This is a genomic window from Lelliottia sp. SL45 (genome assembly GCF_026672535.1).
Classification (GTDB): domain Bacteria; phylum Pseudomonadota; class Gammaproteobacteria; order Enterobacterales; family Enterobacteriaceae; genus Enterobacter; species Enterobacter nimipressuralis.
In genome coordinates this window covers 638,200-653,128 of record NZ_JAPPRH010000001.1, presented here as the reverse complement: position 1 = coordinate 653,128, position 14,929 = coordinate 638,200, and the positions used below count along the sequence as shown (strand labels likewise).

Sequence of the window (14,929 nt, the reverse complement as noted above, 5' to 3'; positions counted from 1 at the left end):
CATGCTGTTAAGTATGCCATCAGGCGTGTGTTTGTGACTGCAAAAACAGCAAATAGGACAGTTTGTGGCTTGTTAACCAGCGTTTTGGCGAAAAAAGATACGGTCAGAAAGTTTTTTTACATTTCCTCTTGTCACCTCAGAATAACTCCCTATAATGCGCCTCCACTGACACGGAACAACGGCACGCAAGCCGCCGGGACAGAAGGGGTTCAGCGATGAACGCCGACAGCGAAAAGCGAAATTAAACGCTTGACTCTGAATGAGGAAAACGTATTATACGGGACCTCGCAACGGTGAGCGAAAGCCGCGTTGCACTGCTCTTTAACAATTTATCAGACAATCTGTGTGGGCACTCAAAGTGACATGGATTCTAAACGTCGAAAGACGCTAAATGAATACCAAAGTCTCTGAGTGAACATACGTAATTCATTACGAAGTTTAATTCACGAGCATCAAACTTAAATTGAAGAGTTTGATCATGGCTCAGATTGAACGCTGGCGGCAGGCCTAACACATGCAAGTCGAGCGGTAGCACAGAGAGCTTGCTCTCGGGTGACGAGCGGCGGACGGGTGAGTAATGTCTGGGAAACTGCCTGATGGAGGGGGATAACTACTGGAAACGGTAGCTAATACCGCATAACGTCGCAAGACCAAAGAGGGGGACCTTCGGGCCTCTTGCCATCAGATGTGCCCAGATGGGATTAGCTAGTAGGTGGGGTAACGGCTCACCTAGGCGACGATCCCTAGCTGGTCTGAGAGGATGACCAGCCACACTGGAACTGAGACACGGTCCAGACTCCTACGGGAGGCAGCAGTGGGGAATATTGCACAATGGGCGCAAGCCTGATGCAGCCATGCCGCGTGTATGAAGAAGGCCTTCGGGTTGTAAAGTACTTTCAGCGAGGAGGAAGGCATTGTGGTTAATAACCACAGTGATTGACGTTACTCGCAGAAGAAGCACCGGCTAACTCCGTGCCAGCAGCCGCGGTAATACGGAGGGTGCAAGCGTTAATCGGAATTACTGGGCGTAAAGCGCACGCAGGCGGTCTGTCAAGTCGGATGTGAAATCCCCGGGCTCAACCTGGGAACTGCATTCGAAACTGGCAGGCTAGAGTCTTGTAGAGGGGGGTAGAATTCCAGGTGTAGCGGTGAAATGCGTAGAGATCTGGAGGAATACCGGTGGCGAAGGCGGCCCCCTGGACAAAGACTGACGCTCAGGTGCGAAAGCGTGGGGAGCAAACAGGATTAGATACCCTGGTAGTCCACGCCGTAAACGATGTCGACTTGGAGGTTGTTCCCTTGAGGAGTGGCTTCCGGAGCTAACGCGTTAAGTCGACCGCCTGGGGAGTACGGCCGCAAGGTTAAAACTCAAATGAATTGACGGGGGCCCGCACAAGCGGTGGAGCATGTGGTTTAATTCGATGCAACGCGAAGAACCTTACCTACTCTTGACATCCACGGAATTTAGCAGAGATGCTTTAGTGCCTTCGGGAACCGTGAGACAGGTGCTGCATGGCTGTCGTCAGCTCGTGTTGTGAAATGTTGGGTTAAGTCCCGCAACGAGCGCAACCCTTATCCTTTGTTGCCAGCGGTCCGGCCGGGAACTCAAAGGAGACTGCCAGTGATAAACTGGAGGAAGGTGGGGATGACGTCAAGTCATCATGGCCCTTACGAGTAGGGCTACACACGTGCTACAATGGCGTATACAAAGAGAAGCGACCTCGCGAGAGCAAGCGGACCTCATAAAGTACGTCGTAGTCCGGATTGGAGTCTGCAACTCGACTCCATGAAGTCGGAATCGCTAGTAATCGTAGATCAGAATGCTACGGTGAATACGTTCCCGGGCCTTGTACACACCGCCCGTCACACCATGGGAGTGGGTTGCAAAAGAAGTAGGTAGCTTAACCTTCGGGAGGGCGCTTACCACTTTGTGATTCATGACTGGGGTGAAGTCGTAACAAGGTAACCGTAGGGGAACCTGCGGTTGGATCACCTCCTTACCTGAAAGAACCTGCCTTTGTAGTGTCCACACAGATTGTCTGATGAAAAGTAAATAGCAAGGCGTCTTGCGATTGAGACTTCAGTGTCCCCTTCGTCTAGAGGCCCAGGACACCGCCCTTTCACGGCGGTAACAGGGGTTCGAATCCCCTAGGGGACGCCACTTGCTGGTTTGTGAGTGAAAGTCACCTGCCTTAATATCTCAAAACTGATTCTCAGGAATCATGTTTGAGATATTTGCTCTTTAAAAATCTGGATCAAGCTGAAAATTGAAACGACACACTGCGTCTGTTCTCCGTAATAAGAACAGAGTGACGGTGTGTTCGAGTCTCTCAAATTTTCGCGACACGAGGGTGTTTTACGAAACATCTTCGGGTTGTGAGGTTAAGCGACTAAGCGTACACGGTGGATGCCCTGGCAGTCAGAGGCGATGAAGGGCGTGCTAATCTGCGATAAGCGTCGGCGAGGTGATATGAACCTTTGACCCGGCGATACCCGAATGGGGAAACCCAGTGTGTTCCGACACACTATCATGTCATGAATACATAGTGGCATGAGGCGAACCGGGGGAACTGAAACATCTAAGTACCCCGAGGAAAAGAAATCAACCGAGATTCCCCCAGTAGCGGCGAGCGAACGGGGAGGAGCCCAGAGTCTGAATCAGCGCGTGTGTTAGTGGAAGCGTCTGGAAAGTCGCACGATACAGGGTGAAAGTCCCGTACACAAAAATGCACACGCTGTGAACTCGAAGAGTAGGGCGGGACACGTGGTATCCTGTCTGAATATGGGGGGACCATCCTCCAAGGCTAAATACTCCTGACTGACCGATAGTGAACCAGTACCGTGAGGGAAAGGCGAAAAGAACCCCGGCGAGGGGAGTGAAAAAGAACCTGAAACCGTGTACGTACAAGCAGTGGGAGCCTCTTTTATGGGGTGACTGCGTACCTTTTGTATAATGGGTCAGCGACTTATATTCTGTAGCAAGGTTAACCGTATAGGGGAGCCGAAGGGAAACCGAGTCTTAACTGGGCGTTAAGTTGCAGGGTATAGACCCGAAACCCGGTGATCTAGCCATGGGCAGGTTGAAGGTTGGGTAACACTAACTGGAGGACCGAACCGACTAATGTTGAAAAATTAGCGGATGACTTGTGGCTGGGGGTGAAAGGCCAATCAAACCGGGAGATAGCTGGTTCTCCCCGAAAGCTATTTAGGTAGCGCCTCGTGAACTCATCTTCGGGGGTAGAGCACTGTTTCGGCTAGGGGGCCATCCCGGCTTACCAACCCGATGCAAACTACGAATACCGAAGAATGTTATCACGGGAGACACACGGCGGGTGCTAACGTCCGTCGTGAAGAGGGAAACAACCCAGACCGCCAGCTAAGGTCCCAAAGTCATGGTTAAGTGGGAAACGATGTGGGAAGGCACAGACAGCCAGGATGTTGGCTTAGAAGCAGCCATCATTTAAAGAAAGCGTAATAGCTCACTGGTCGAGTCGGCCTGCGCGGAAGATGTAACGGGGCTAAACCATGCACCGAAGCTGCGGCAGCGACGCTTATGCGTTGTTGGGTAGGGGAGCGTTCTGTAAGCCGTTGAAGGTGTGCTGTGAGGCATGCTGGAGGTATCAGAAGTGCGAATGCTGACATAAGTAACGATAAAGCGGGTGAAAAGCCCGCTCGCCGGAAGACCAAGGGTTCCTGTCCAACGTTAATCGGGGCAGGGTGAGTCGACCCCTAAGGCGAGGCCGAAAGGCGTAGTCGATGGGAAACAGGTTAATATTCCTGTACTTGGTGTTACTGCGAAGGGGGGACGGAGAAGGCTATGTTAGCCGGGCGACGGTTGTCCCGGTTTAAGCATGTAGGCGGAGGTTCCAGGTAAATCCGGTACCTTTTTAACGCTGAGGTGTGATGACGAGGCACTACGGTGCTGAAGTAACAAATGCCCTGCTTCCAGGAAAAGCCTCTAAGCATCAGGTAACATCAAATCGTACCCCAAACCGACACAGGTGGTCAGGTAGAGAATACCAAGGCGCTTGAGAGAACTCGGGTGAAGGAACTAGGCAAAATGGTGCCGTAACTTCGGGAGAAGGCACGCTGGTGTGTAGGTGAAGTCCCTGCGGATGGAGCTGAAACCAGTCGAAGATACCAGCTGGCTGCAACTGTTTATTAAAAACACAGCACTGTGCAAACACGAAAGTGGACGTATACGGTGTGACGCCTGCCCGGTGCCGGAAGGTTAATTGATGGGGTTAGCGGCAACGCGAAGCTCTTGATCGAAGCCCCGGTAAACGGCGGCCGTAACTATAACGGTCCTAAGGTAGCGAAATTCCTTGTCGGGTAAGTTCCGACCTGCACGAATGGCGTAATGATGGCCAGGCTGTCTCCACCCGAGACTCAGTGAAATTGAACTCGCTGTGAAGATGCAGTGTACCCGCGGCAAGACGGAAAGACCCCGTGAACCTTTACTATAGCTTGACACTGAACACTGGTCCTTGATGTGTAGGATAGGTGGGAGGCTTTGAAGCGTGGACGCCAGTCTGCGTGGAGCCAACCTTGAAATACCACCCTTTAATGGCTGGTGTTCTAACGTAGACCCGTAATCCGGGTTGCGGACAGTGTCTGGTGGGTAGTTTGACTGGGGCGGTCTCCTCCTAAAGAGTAACGGAGGAGCACGAAGGTTAGCTAATCCTGGTCGGACATCAGGAGGTTAGTGCAATGGCATAAGCTAGCTTGACTGCGAGAGTGACGGCTCGAGCAGGTGCGAAAGCAGGTCATAGTGATCCGGTGGTTCTGAATGGAAGGGCCATCGCTCAACGGATAAAAGGTACTCCGGGGATAACAGGCTGATACCGCCCAAGAGTTCATATCGACGGCGGTGTTTGGCACCTCGATGTCGGCTCATCACATCCTGGGGCTGAAGTAGGTCCCAAGGGTACGGCTGTTCGCCGTTTAAAGTGGTACGCGAGCTGGGTTTAGAACGTCGTGAGACAGTTCGGTCCCTATCTGCCGTGGGCGCTGGAGAATTGAGGGGGCTGCTCCTAGTACGAGAGGACCGGAGTGGACGCATCACTGGTGTTCGGGTTGTCATGCCAATGGCATTGCCCGGTAGCTAAATGCGGAAAAGATAAGTGCTGAAAGCATCTAAGCACGAAACTTGCCCCGAGATGAGTTCTCCCTGACCCTTTAAGGGTCCTGAAGGAACGTTGAAGACTACGACGTTGATAGGCTGGGTGTGTAAGTGCAGCGATGTATTGAGCTAACCAGTACTAATGAACCGTGAGGCTTAACCTTACAACGCCGAAGATGTTTTGGCGAAGCAGAGACCGATTTTCAGCTGATACAGATTAATTGATTCGCAGGAATGCGTGTTGATAACAGAATTTGCCTGGCGGCTTTAGCGCGGTGGTCCCACCTGACCCCATGCCGAACTCAGAAGTGAAACGCCGTAGCGCCGATGGTAGTGTGGGGTCTCCCCATGTGAGAGTAGGGAACTGCCAGGCATCAAATAAGTGAAGAGGCCATCCGCAAGGATGGCCTTTTTGCGTTTTTGTCTTTATTCAAAATTAATCCCGGACCGGCACAACAGCCCGGTTACTGTCCTGCCATCCACTCCTGAATAAACGCAACAACACCAGCAACATCATTTAAATCCAGAATCGGCACCGGAAGTGAAAGCGGAATATCACTGGCGACAGCAATCACATGCTGATCCACGGTCAATTCAGCGATTTCATGCCCTGCATCGCTTCTGAAAAGCAAAATCTTCGCTACCGATTCATGCTTAAATCCCTCAACCAGCACCAGATCCAGCGTCGAATGATCCATTCGGCTCACCAGATAATCCAAATCCAGCGCCTCTTCTCCCGGTGTCTCCGTCATTAATGCCCATCGTTGCGCGCTGGCTACCATGGTTTGAGCCGCACCCGCTTTTCGCAGCTCGTAGCTGTCTTTGCCGGGCTTATCAATATCCATATTGTGGTGAGTATGCTTAATCAATCCTGGACGAATACCTTGCGCGCACAGGGCCGGGATCAGCTTTTTCAGAAGTGATGTTTTCCCCGTCCCACTCCAGGCGGCAATCGCTAAAACAGGTTTCATACTTTCCCCTGCAGTGTTTGCAAATCTTCCGTGGTATTCACGTTAACAAAAGCCTCTTTCAGATCGCTAAAATCAACGGAATGACCGCCTGACTGGCGCATAAATACCATAACGCGTCTCTCCCCTGAGGACAGGTAAGCGCGTAAATCTGGACAAAGTTTCCTGCTAATCAACGTAATCGCAGGGTGATCGCGCTCTCCGTCATGTACCCAGACGACGGGAGCGTCTTTTCGGTGTTCTATCATGCGCTCAGCAAGCGTAGAGGGGATAAACGGCGTATCACATGGGCAGAAAAGAAACCATTCATCATCTGCCTGCTGCATCACGCTCAGCATGCCAGCCAGAGGCCCAGGATAGTTAGCTAACGCATCCTGATAGACGGGATATCCGCGTTGCTGATAAATATCAATGTGACGATTAGCGCTAACGGCGATTGCTCCCACCTGGACTCTCAGCGCATCGGCGACGTGCAGCCATAATGGCTTTCCATTAAGCTCCTGTAAGCCCTTATCTTTTCCGCCCATCCTCGTCGCCCTTCCCCCTGCAAGCACGACGCCGAGCACTCCCCGGCACTGATTCACGAATGTCGCCTCTTTTATTGTGGGATTGACCCTGCTAACGTGTTCCTATCAATGAAAGGAGCACTACGATGAAATGTAAACGTCTGAACGAAGTTATCGAACTTCTCCAGCCTGCCTGGCAAAAAGAGCCAGAGCTTAACCTGATGCAATTTTTACAGAAACTGGCGAAAGAGTCAGGTTATGACGGCGAACTGGCCGACCTTTCTGATGACATCCTGATCTATCATCTTAAAATGCGTGATTCTGATAAAGATGCCGCGATTCCAGGTATTAAGAAAGATTATGAGGAAGATTTCAAAACCGCGCTGCTGCGCGCCCGTGGCGTAATTAAAGAGTAAAACCTTGTAAGCGGCGCCATCGAAATCGCTGTGAAATGATATCCTGAATCATTCGTATAATTTCCGGATGATCGGATGAACGACAAGGCTTTTACTTTCCAGACATTAAACCCGGATACCATTATGGATGCTCTGTTTGAACAGGGCATTCGAGTGGATTCCGGGCTAACCCCTTTAAACAGCTATGAAAACCGCGTCTATCAATTCCAGGACGAGGATCGCCAGCGCTTTGTCGTCAAATTCTATCGTCCCCAACGCTGGTCGGCGGAGCAAATTCAGGAAGAGCACCAGTTCGCTTTCGATCTGGTGAATGACGACGTCCCGGTCGCCGCACCTATTCAGTTTAATCACCAGTCGCTGCTCACGCATCAGGGATATTTCTTTGCTGTTTTCCCGAGCCTGGGTGGGCGCCAGTTTGAGTCTGATAATATCGATCAAATGGAGTGGGTCGCTCGTTACCTGGGACGCATGCATCAGACAGGGCGCAAAAAAGCATTCAGCGCACGACCTGTTATTGGGCTTGAGGAATATTTAACGGAGCCGCGTCAGGTGTTCGAAACATCTACGCTGATTCCCAAAGCGTTGAAAGCGAATTTCCTGAAAGCCACCGATGCCCTTATTGCTGCCGTAACTGAGTGCTGGGATGATCAAACCGATATTCTGCGTTTACATGGCGACTGCCACGCGGGGAATATTCTCTGGCGCGACGGCCCGCTATTTGTTGATCTCGATGATGCCCGTATGGGGCCAGCGATTCAGGATCTGTGGATGCTGCTGAATGGTGATAAAGCCGAACAGCGGATGCAGCTTGAAACCATCATCGAAGCCTACGAAGAATTTAGTCCCTTTAATTCAGACGAAATTGCCCTGATTGAACCTTTACGCGCCATGCGTTTTGTATATTATCTCGCATGGTTAATCAGGCGTTGGGACGATCCCGCGTTTCCTAAAAACTTCCCATGGCTTACCGGGGAAGATTACTGGCGCAGCCAGACAACCACCTTTATTCAGCAAGTTAAGGTTCTGCAGGAACCGCCACTTCAATTAACGCCAATGTATTAATCGGACACATCAGGAGAAAGTTGATCATGAAAAAAATATGGCTGGCGCTGGCAGGTATGATTCTGGCATTTAGCGCATCTGCTGCTCAATTCAGCGATGGCAAGCAGTTCACTACCCTCGAAAAGCCGGTTGCCGGTGAGCCGCAGGTGCTTGAGTTCTTCTCATTCTATTGCCCGCACTGCTACCAGTTTGAAGAAGTTCTGCACGTTTCTGATAACGTGAAGAAAAAGCTGCCTGAAGGCACCAAAATGACCAAGTATCATGTCGAGTTCCTGGGTCCTTTGGGTAAAGATCTGACGCAAGCCTGGGCTGTTGCGCTGGCGCTGGGCGTGGAAGATCAAGTCACAGCACCTATGTTTGAAGCTGTACAGAAAACTCAAACTGTTCAGACCGTTGCTGATATCCGTAAAGTCTTTGTTGATGCGGGCGTGAAAGGCGAAGATTACGACGCAGCATGGAACAGCTTTGTGGTGAAATCTCTGGTCGCGCAGCAGGAAAAAGCGGCCGCAGACCTTCAGCTGCAGGGCGTTCCGGCGATGTTCGTCAATGGTAAATACCAGGTGAATCCGCAGGGTATGGATACCAGCAATATGGATATCTTCGTGCAGCAGTACGCTGACACCGTGAAATATCTGGTTGAGAAGAAATAAAAGTGAAAACGCCGGTCACAGACCGGCGTTTTTGTTTGCATACTTAAGATCGTTTATCAGCACATCTTTATCATTCCACAGCGTGTTCAGCCACAGCTGGAAACGACGTTTGAAATTCTTATCATTGATGTAATCGCCGTGCAGCTCTTCATTCACCGGCACCAGGTTTATCCTCACCACAATACGCGTCAGTTTACCGCTTAACATATCGTAAAAAGGTGTCTCGTCATTTTCTGGATAGCACAGCGTCACATTCAGCAATTTATCGAACTGCGATCCCAGTACATTAAGGGCCATCGCAATTCCCGCCGCTTTTGGCGGCAGTAGATTCTTATAAGGGGATCGAGTTTGCTGACGTTTCAGTTCCGTAAAACGTGAGCCTTCAACGAAGTTAACGATTGTCGTCGGGTGAGCCCGAAATTTCTCACAGGAGCGACGTGTCGTTTCAACATCACGCCCTCGGCGTTCGGGATGACGAATAAGATAGCTGCGTGAATAGCGTTTCATAAACGGCATATCCAGCGACCAGCAGGCCAGCCCGATAAACGGCACCCAAGCCAGTTGCTGCTTGAGAAAGTATTTGTTCATCGGAATATGTTTGCGAAACAGCACGCATAACACCACGATATCTGCCCAACTGTGGTGATTACAGAGCAGTAAATACCAGTTTTTCTTGTTCAGGCCTTCCAGCCCTTCGATATCCCATTGCAGATGCGGGTTCAGGCGTAGCAGCCATGCCAGCCCTTCACACCAGCAGTACATCATAAAATTGCAGAAGACTGATACCGCGCGCCAGACAGCAGGGACAGGCAGTAATAGTTTAATGATTCCGGCGACGATGATCGGCACTGAACAGGCGATGGTAACCAGGATCGTTAAAAAGATGCTTAACAGTAATGTTACTGCAGCGAGTAATCTCGACATGATGAGCTTTTTCAGGTAGTTAGCTGTAATCTGGCAGCCAAACCGGTGCCGCAGGGCGCTGATTTTACCAGAAAACAAATAAAAGCAGGGGCTTTCACTCCACGATACCGCAGGATCTGCACCTTAACAGATTATTTGTCTGTCATACCTTATTAGGCTCTTCTTATATCCACATAGAGCAAATAGTCATCAAATGGAAATATACCGTTCGGATCTATTTATAACTAGCTGATAATATTCTATAAAAAAATCATACGCGATCTGGAAATGACAATATTCTTCATATGAATTAAAAGTATGCACAAACTTATCCACAGTTTGATTTTGCGAGCGATCCCGACGATCGCAAAATCTTTTCCTGTATTCGGTGCTAAAAACTGATGTTTTCATCCTTCTGTGGCATCCTTTAGCCATAAATTGATTAAAGGCACGAACATTATGGTTCAGATTCCAGAAAACCCTCTTATTCTCGTCGACGGCTCTTCATACCTGTATCGGGCGTATCATGCGTTTCCTCCTCTGACCAATAGCGCAGGGGAGCCAACCGGCGCGATGTATGGCGTGCTGAATATGCTGCGCAGTCTGATCCTGCAATACCAGCCGTCACATGCGGCGGTGGTATTCGATGCGAAGGGTAAAACCTTCCGCGACGAGCTTTTTGAGGATTACAAATCCCATCGCCCGCCGATGCCAGACGATCTGCGCGCGCAAATCGAGCCGTTGCACACGATGGTAAAAGCGATGGGCCTGCCGCTGCTGGCAGTTTCTGGGGTAGAAGCGGACGACGTCATCGGTACGCTGGCCCGTGAAGCAGAGAAAATGGGCCGTCCGGTGCTGATCAGTACGGGTGATAAAGACATGGCGCAGCTGGTTACGCCTGGGATCACCCTCATCAATACCATGACCAATACCATTCTTGGGCCGGAAGAAGTCGTCACCAAATATGGCGTGCCGCCAGAGCTAATCATTGATTTCCTCGCCTTAATGGGCGACTCCTCGGATAACATTCCAGGTGTGCCAGGTGTCGGCGAAAAAACCGCGCAGGCGCTGCTGCAAGGCCTGGGTGGGCTGGATACGCTGTATGCCGAATCAGACAAAATCGCCGGCCTGACGTTCCGTGGTGCAAAAACCATGGCGGCGAAGCTGGAGCAGAACAAAGAGGTGGCCTACCTCTCCTATAAGCTGGCCACCATCAAAACCGACGTCGAGCTGGAACTTACCTGTGAGCAGCTCGAAGTTCAGCAGCCGGTGGCGGAAGAGCTTCTCGGCCTGTTTAAGCAATATGAGTTCAAACGCTGGATAACAGATCTCGAAGCCGGTAAATGGATGCAGGCAAAGGGCGCAAAACCTGCCGCGAAGCCAAAAGAGACAATCGTTGTTGATGCCGATGAGGACGTCGAAGAGGCCGCCAGTACGCTCTCCTTCGAAAACTACGAAACGGTGCTGGAAGAAGCGCAGCTTATCGCCTGGATCGAGAAACTGAAAAAAGCGCCGGTCTTCGCCTTTGACACCGAAACCGACAGTCTGGATAACATCTCCGCCAATATGGTGGGCCTTTCCTTTGCCACCGAGCCAGGCATCGCCGCCTATGTCCCGGTCGCGCATGATTATCTGGATGCTCCGGATCAAATCTCCCGTGACCGCGTGCTTGAGCTACTCAAACCGCTGCTGGAAGATGACAAAGCGCTTAAGGTCGGGCAAAACCTGAAGTATGACCGCGGTATTTTGCAGAACTACGGCATCGAGTTGCGCGGTATTGCCTTCGACACCATGCTGGAATCTTACATCCTGAACAGCGTGGCGGGCCGCCACGATATGGATTCACTCTCCGATCGCTGGCTCAAGCATAAAACCGTCACCTTTGAAGAGATTGCCGGGAAGGGCAAAAACCAGCTGACCTTCAACCAGATCGCCCTGGAAGAGGCGGGCCGCTATGCGGCGGAAGATGCGGACGTAACTCTGCAACTGCACCTGAAGATGTACCCGAAACTGCAAAAGCAGGAAGGGCCACTGAATATTTTCGAAAATGTTGAAATGCCGCTGGTGCCGGTGTTGTCTCGTATTGAGCGTAATGGCGTCAAAATTGATCCTGCGGTACTGCACAAACATTCGGAAGAGATCAGCCTGCGTCTGAATGAGCTGGAACTGAAAGCGCATGACATTGCCGGCGAGCCTTTTAACCTCGCGTCCACCAAACAGCTGCAAACTATTCTTTTTGAAAAACAGGGCATTAAACCGCTGAAGAAAACACCTGGCGGCGCGCCGTCCACCTCGGAAGAGGTGCTGGAAGAGCTGGCGCTGGATTACCCGCTGCCGAAAGTGATTCTGGAATACCGCGGCCTCGCGAAGCTAAAATCGACTTACACCGATAAGCTCCCGCTGATGATCAATCCAAAAACCGGCCGCGTTCATACCTCCTACCACCAGGCGGTTGCGGCGACCGGGCGTTTATCATCGACCGATCCTAACCTGCAAAACATTCCAGTTCGTAACGAAGAGGGGCGACGCATCCGTCAGGCATTTATTGCCCCGGAAGATTATCTGATCGTCTCGGCCGACTACTCGCAAATCGAGCTGCGCATCATGGCGCACCTGTCGCGTGATAAAGGTTTGCTGACGGCATTTGCGGAAGGCAAAGATATCCACCGCGCCACGGCGGCAGAAGTGTTCGGTCTGCCACTGGACAGCGTGACCGGGGAGCAGCGCCGCAGCGCGAAGGCGATTAACTTCGGCCTGATCTACGGCATGAGCGCTTTTGGCCTCTCTCGCCAGCTCAATATTCCGCGCAAAGAGTCGCAGAAGTACATGGATCTCTACTTTGAGCGCTATCCGGGCGTGCTGGAATACATGGAGCGAACTCGCGCTCAGGCGAAGGAAAAGGGCTATGTGGAAACTCTCGATGGCCGTCGTCTCTATCTGTCGGATATCACCTCCAGTAACGCTGCGCGCCGCGCCGGCGCTGAACGTGCGGCAATCAACGCACCGATGCAGGGGACCGCAGCAGACATCATCAAACGCGCGATGATTGCGGTTGATGCCTGGCTGGAAAAGGACAAACCCCGCGTGAAGATGATCATGCAGGTACACGATGAACTGGTGTTTGAAGTGCACAAGGATGATCTGGAAGCAGTCTCGAAAAAGATCCACGAACTGATGGAAAGCAGCATGAAATTAGATGTGCCACTGCTGGTGGAAGTTGGGAGCGGAGACAACTGGGATCAAGCTCACTAAAGGTCCGATGACTAAGACGCTGTTTATGTAAGTAAGCAACATAACAGCGTGGTTTTTGTGACGATCATTAGATTTACCTATGTAAAGAGTGAAAAAAAACTACAAAAAGTGCTTTGTCCAGCGATAAAAAAAGAGTAGAGTTAACGACGTAGGGTACAGAGGTAAGATGTTCTATCTTTCAGACCTTTTACTTCACGTAATCGGATTTGGCTGAATATTTTAGCCGCCCCAGTCAGTAATGACTGGGGCGTTTTTTATTGCGGCAAAGAAAATATTTGGACAAAAAAAACGCGGACATCGCCGCGCTTTTTATCACTCTTCCGCTTCTGTCGCGGGTTCCAGATCGTTAAACCAGCTATCAAGCTTATGACGTAAAACGTCCACACCTTGCTTTTTCAGCGATGAAAACGTCTCAATTTGCACGTCACCGCCAAATTCTACCGCGGCTTCGCGCACCAGTTTTAACTGTGCTTTACGCGCACCGCTCGCCAGTTTATCGGCTTTGGTCAGCAGCACCAGAACAGGAATTTCGCTGGCGACGCCCCAGTGGATCATCTGCTGATCGAGATCTTTAAGCGGATGGCGGATATCCATCAGTACAACCAACCCTTTCAGGCACTGGCGTTTTTCCAGGTATTCCCCCAGCGCGCGCTGCCATTTGATTTTGATCTCTTCCGGCACTTCTGCGTATCCGTAACCGGGTAAATCCACCAGGCGCTTACCATCAGCGACTTCAAACAGGTTAATCAGCTGGGTACGACCTGGTGTTTTAGAGGTACGCGCCAGGCTTTTCTGGTTCGTCAGTGTATTCAGGGCGCTGGATTTGCCCGCGTTGGAGCGGCCAGCAAATGCCACTTCGATACCTGTATCAGGCGGTAAGTGGCGAATATCAGGCGCACTGGTGACAAAATGCGTCTGTTGGTAGTTCCAGGTAGTCACGTGGTCGTCTCCAAAAATCTTAATCTGAAGGGGAGTATACCTGAATGCAGGCAAAAGGCTTTTCACTTCGCTTCCGGGATGTAGATTAAACCCATTAGGTTTGTGAGACATTGCCCATAATCTCTATGGGATATTTAAGAGAATCCTCATGCGGTAAAAATAACATATCATTTAAAATCATAATGTTGAGGATTTGGAATTATCTGAAAATACCATTTTGGCCAGTTTGATGGCTTGTCAGAAGTACTGAAAAAGGTAAAGTAGCACCCAAGGCGAGGATGCCAACAGGATAACGACTTAGGGATAAGGGTCAGGAGCGCCAGGAGGCGAAGACTCAGGAAGACGACCAGGATGGTTAGCGCCAGGAGGCGTTCAAAAAAGGAAATGGACCCTATTAAGGATGATATTCGCTAAGGGATAAACAGGGTGAGTTGTTAGCAAACAGGGATTGAATAACCCGTTAAGGGTTGAGAGTCAGGAAAAAAGGCGACAGATTGCTCTGTCGCCTTTTTTCTTTGCTTGCTTTCTGCTAGATTTCGCCGCAATTCTATACTGAAGAAAATGGCTTAAAGACAAGGCATCATGAAAAAACCGACATCCACAGCGGGCGCTAAACGCCCGGCAAAAGCGCACCGCAAAACCCGTGAAGAACTGAATCAGGAAGCTCGCGATCGCAAACGTGCGAAAAAGCATAGTGGTCATGCTTCGGGTAGCCGTGCGAACGGCAGCAGTGCTTCAGGTTCCGCCGCGCAACAATCCAAACAGAAAGATCCGCGCATCGGGAGCAAAACGCCAATTCCCCTGGGCGTGACGGACGCCCCGGTTATCAAGCAGCAAAAACCTAAAAAGAGCGAGAAACCTATGCTTTCACCGCAGGCTGAGCTGGATATGCTGGAGAACGATGAGCGCCTGGACGCGCTGCTGGAACGTCTTGAGGGCGGTGAAGCCCTGAACGCTGAAGAGCAGAAATGGGTCGATGCCAAACTGGATCGTATCGATGAACTGATGCAGCAGCTCGGTCTCTCTTACGACGATGAAGAAGACGAAGAAGAAGAAAAGCAGGACGATATGATGCGTCTGCTGAAAGGTGGAAACTAACATTTGCACCCAG

10 protein-coding genes, 1 tRNA gene and 3 rRNA genes are annotated in these 14,929 nt (G+C 50.9%); 10 read left to right on the top strand and 4 right to left on the bottom strand.

Annotation, left to right across the window (positions count from 1 at the left end; genetic code table 11):
* Window positions 1–460 precede the first annotated feature (460 nt).
* From OVA10_RS03140 to rrf, 4 genes are all read left to right on the top strand, one after another.
* Window positions 461–2,000, top strand: a 16S ribosomal RNA gene (locus tag OVA10_RS03140).
* Between the two features lie 85 nt (window positions 2,001–2,085).
* A tRNA-Glu gene (locus OVA10_RS03135) sits at window positions 2,086–2,161 on the top strand.
* A gap of 219 nt (window positions 2,162–2,380) precedes the next feature.
* Window positions 2,381–5,286: ribosomal RNA gene (locus OVA10_RS03130) — 23S ribosomal RNA — on the top strand.
* Window positions 5,287–5,379: 93 nt separating this feature from the next.
* Window positions 5,380–5,495: ribosomal RNA gene (gene rrf, locus OVA10_RS03125) — 5S ribosomal RNA — on the top strand.
* Together the 16S, 23S and 5S rRNA genes with 1 tRNA gene alongside form the textbook arrangement of a ribosomal RNA operon.
* A 91-nt stretch (window positions 5,496–5,586) precedes the next feature.
* Here rrf and mobB read toward each other — a convergent pair.
* Both mobB and mobA read right to left on the bottom strand, forming a co-directional pair.
* Window positions 5,587–6,093 carry a molybdopterin-guanine dinucleotide biosynthesis protein MobB gene (gene mobB, locus OVA10_RS03120; protein WP_129035598.1) on the bottom strand — a complete coding sequence of 169 codons (507 nt, stop codon included), beginning with the start codon at window positions 6,091–6,093 and terminating at the stop codon, window positions 5,587–5,589.
* A complete protein-coding gene (mobA, locus tag OVA10_RS03115) occupies window positions 6,090–6,674 on the bottom strand; it encodes a molybdenum cofactor guanylyltransferase MobA (protein ID WP_268195222.1) in 585 nt (194 codons plus the stop codon). The genes mobB and mobA overlap by 4 nt, the downstream gene beginning before the upstream one ends.
* Before the next feature lie 68 nt (window positions 6,675–6,742).
* Here mobA and OVA10_RS03110 point away from each other — a divergent pair, with 68 nt between their 5' ends.
* From OVA10_RS03110 to dsbA, 3 genes are all read left to right on the top strand, one after another.
* Window positions 6,743–7,012 (top strand): YihD family protein, encoded by a 270-nt coding sequence (locus OVA10_RS03110; RefSeq protein WP_102105708.1) that lies wholly within the window; start codon window positions 6,743–6,745, stop codon window positions 7,010–7,012.
* Window positions 7,013–7,087: 75 nt separating this feature from the next.
* Complete coding sequence (locus OVA10_RS03105; RefSeq protein ID WP_181827057.1) at window positions 7,088–8,074, top strand: serine/threonine protein kinase; 987 nt, start codon at window positions 7,088–7,090, stop codon at window positions 8,072–8,074.
* Between the two features lie 26 nt (window positions 8,075–8,100).
* Entirely contained in the window at window positions 8,101–8,724 is a 624-nt protein-coding gene (gene dsbA, locus OVA10_RS03100) for a thiol:disulfide interchange protein DsbA (RefSeq protein ID WP_102105706.1), read from the top strand.
* A 15-nt stretch (window positions 8,725–8,739) separates the two neighbouring features.
* On the opposite strand, the gene OVA10_RS03095 is transcribed toward dsbA, so the two are convergent.
* Complete coding sequence (locus OVA10_RS03095; protein ID WP_268195220.1) at window positions 8,740–9,648, bottom strand: acyltransferase; 909 nt, start codon at window positions 9,646–9,648, stop codon at window positions 8,740–8,742.
* Between the two features lie 438 nt (window positions 9,649–10,086).
* Between OVA10_RS03095 and polA the strand changes: the two genes are divergently transcribed.
* Together polA and OVA10_RS26095 are read left to right on the top strand one after the other, a co-directional pair.
* Entirely contained in the window at window positions 10,087–12,879 is a 2,793-nt protein-coding gene (polA, locus tag OVA10_RS03090) for a DNA polymerase I (protein ID WP_268195218.1), read from the top strand.
* Window positions 12,880–13,045: 166 nt separating this feature from the next.
* Entirely contained in the window at window positions 13,046–13,093 is a 48-nt protein-coding gene (locus OVA10_RS26095) for a spot 42 RNA, inhibition of DNA synthesis (RefSeq protein ID WP_071892919.1), read from the top strand.
* Between the two features lie 98 nt (window positions 13,094–13,191).
* Here OVA10_RS26095 and yihA read toward each other — a convergent pair whose 3' ends face one another.
* A complete protein-coding gene (gene yihA / locus OVA10_RS03085; RefSeq protein ID WP_102105704.1) occupies window positions 13,192–13,818 on the bottom strand; it encodes a ribosome biogenesis GTP-binding protein YihA/YsxC in 627 nt (208 codons plus the stop codon).
* A gap of 582 nt (window positions 13,819–14,400) precedes the next feature.
* Here yihA and yihI point away from each other — a divergent pair.
* Window positions 14,401–14,916 carry a Der GTPase-activating protein YihI gene (gene yihI, locus OVA10_RS03080; RefSeq protein ID WP_100778324.1) on the top strand — a complete coding sequence of 172 codons (516 nt, stop codon included), beginning with the start codon at window positions 14,401–14,403 and terminating at the stop codon, window positions 14,914–14,916.
* Window positions 14,917–14,929 lie beyond the last annotated feature (13 nt).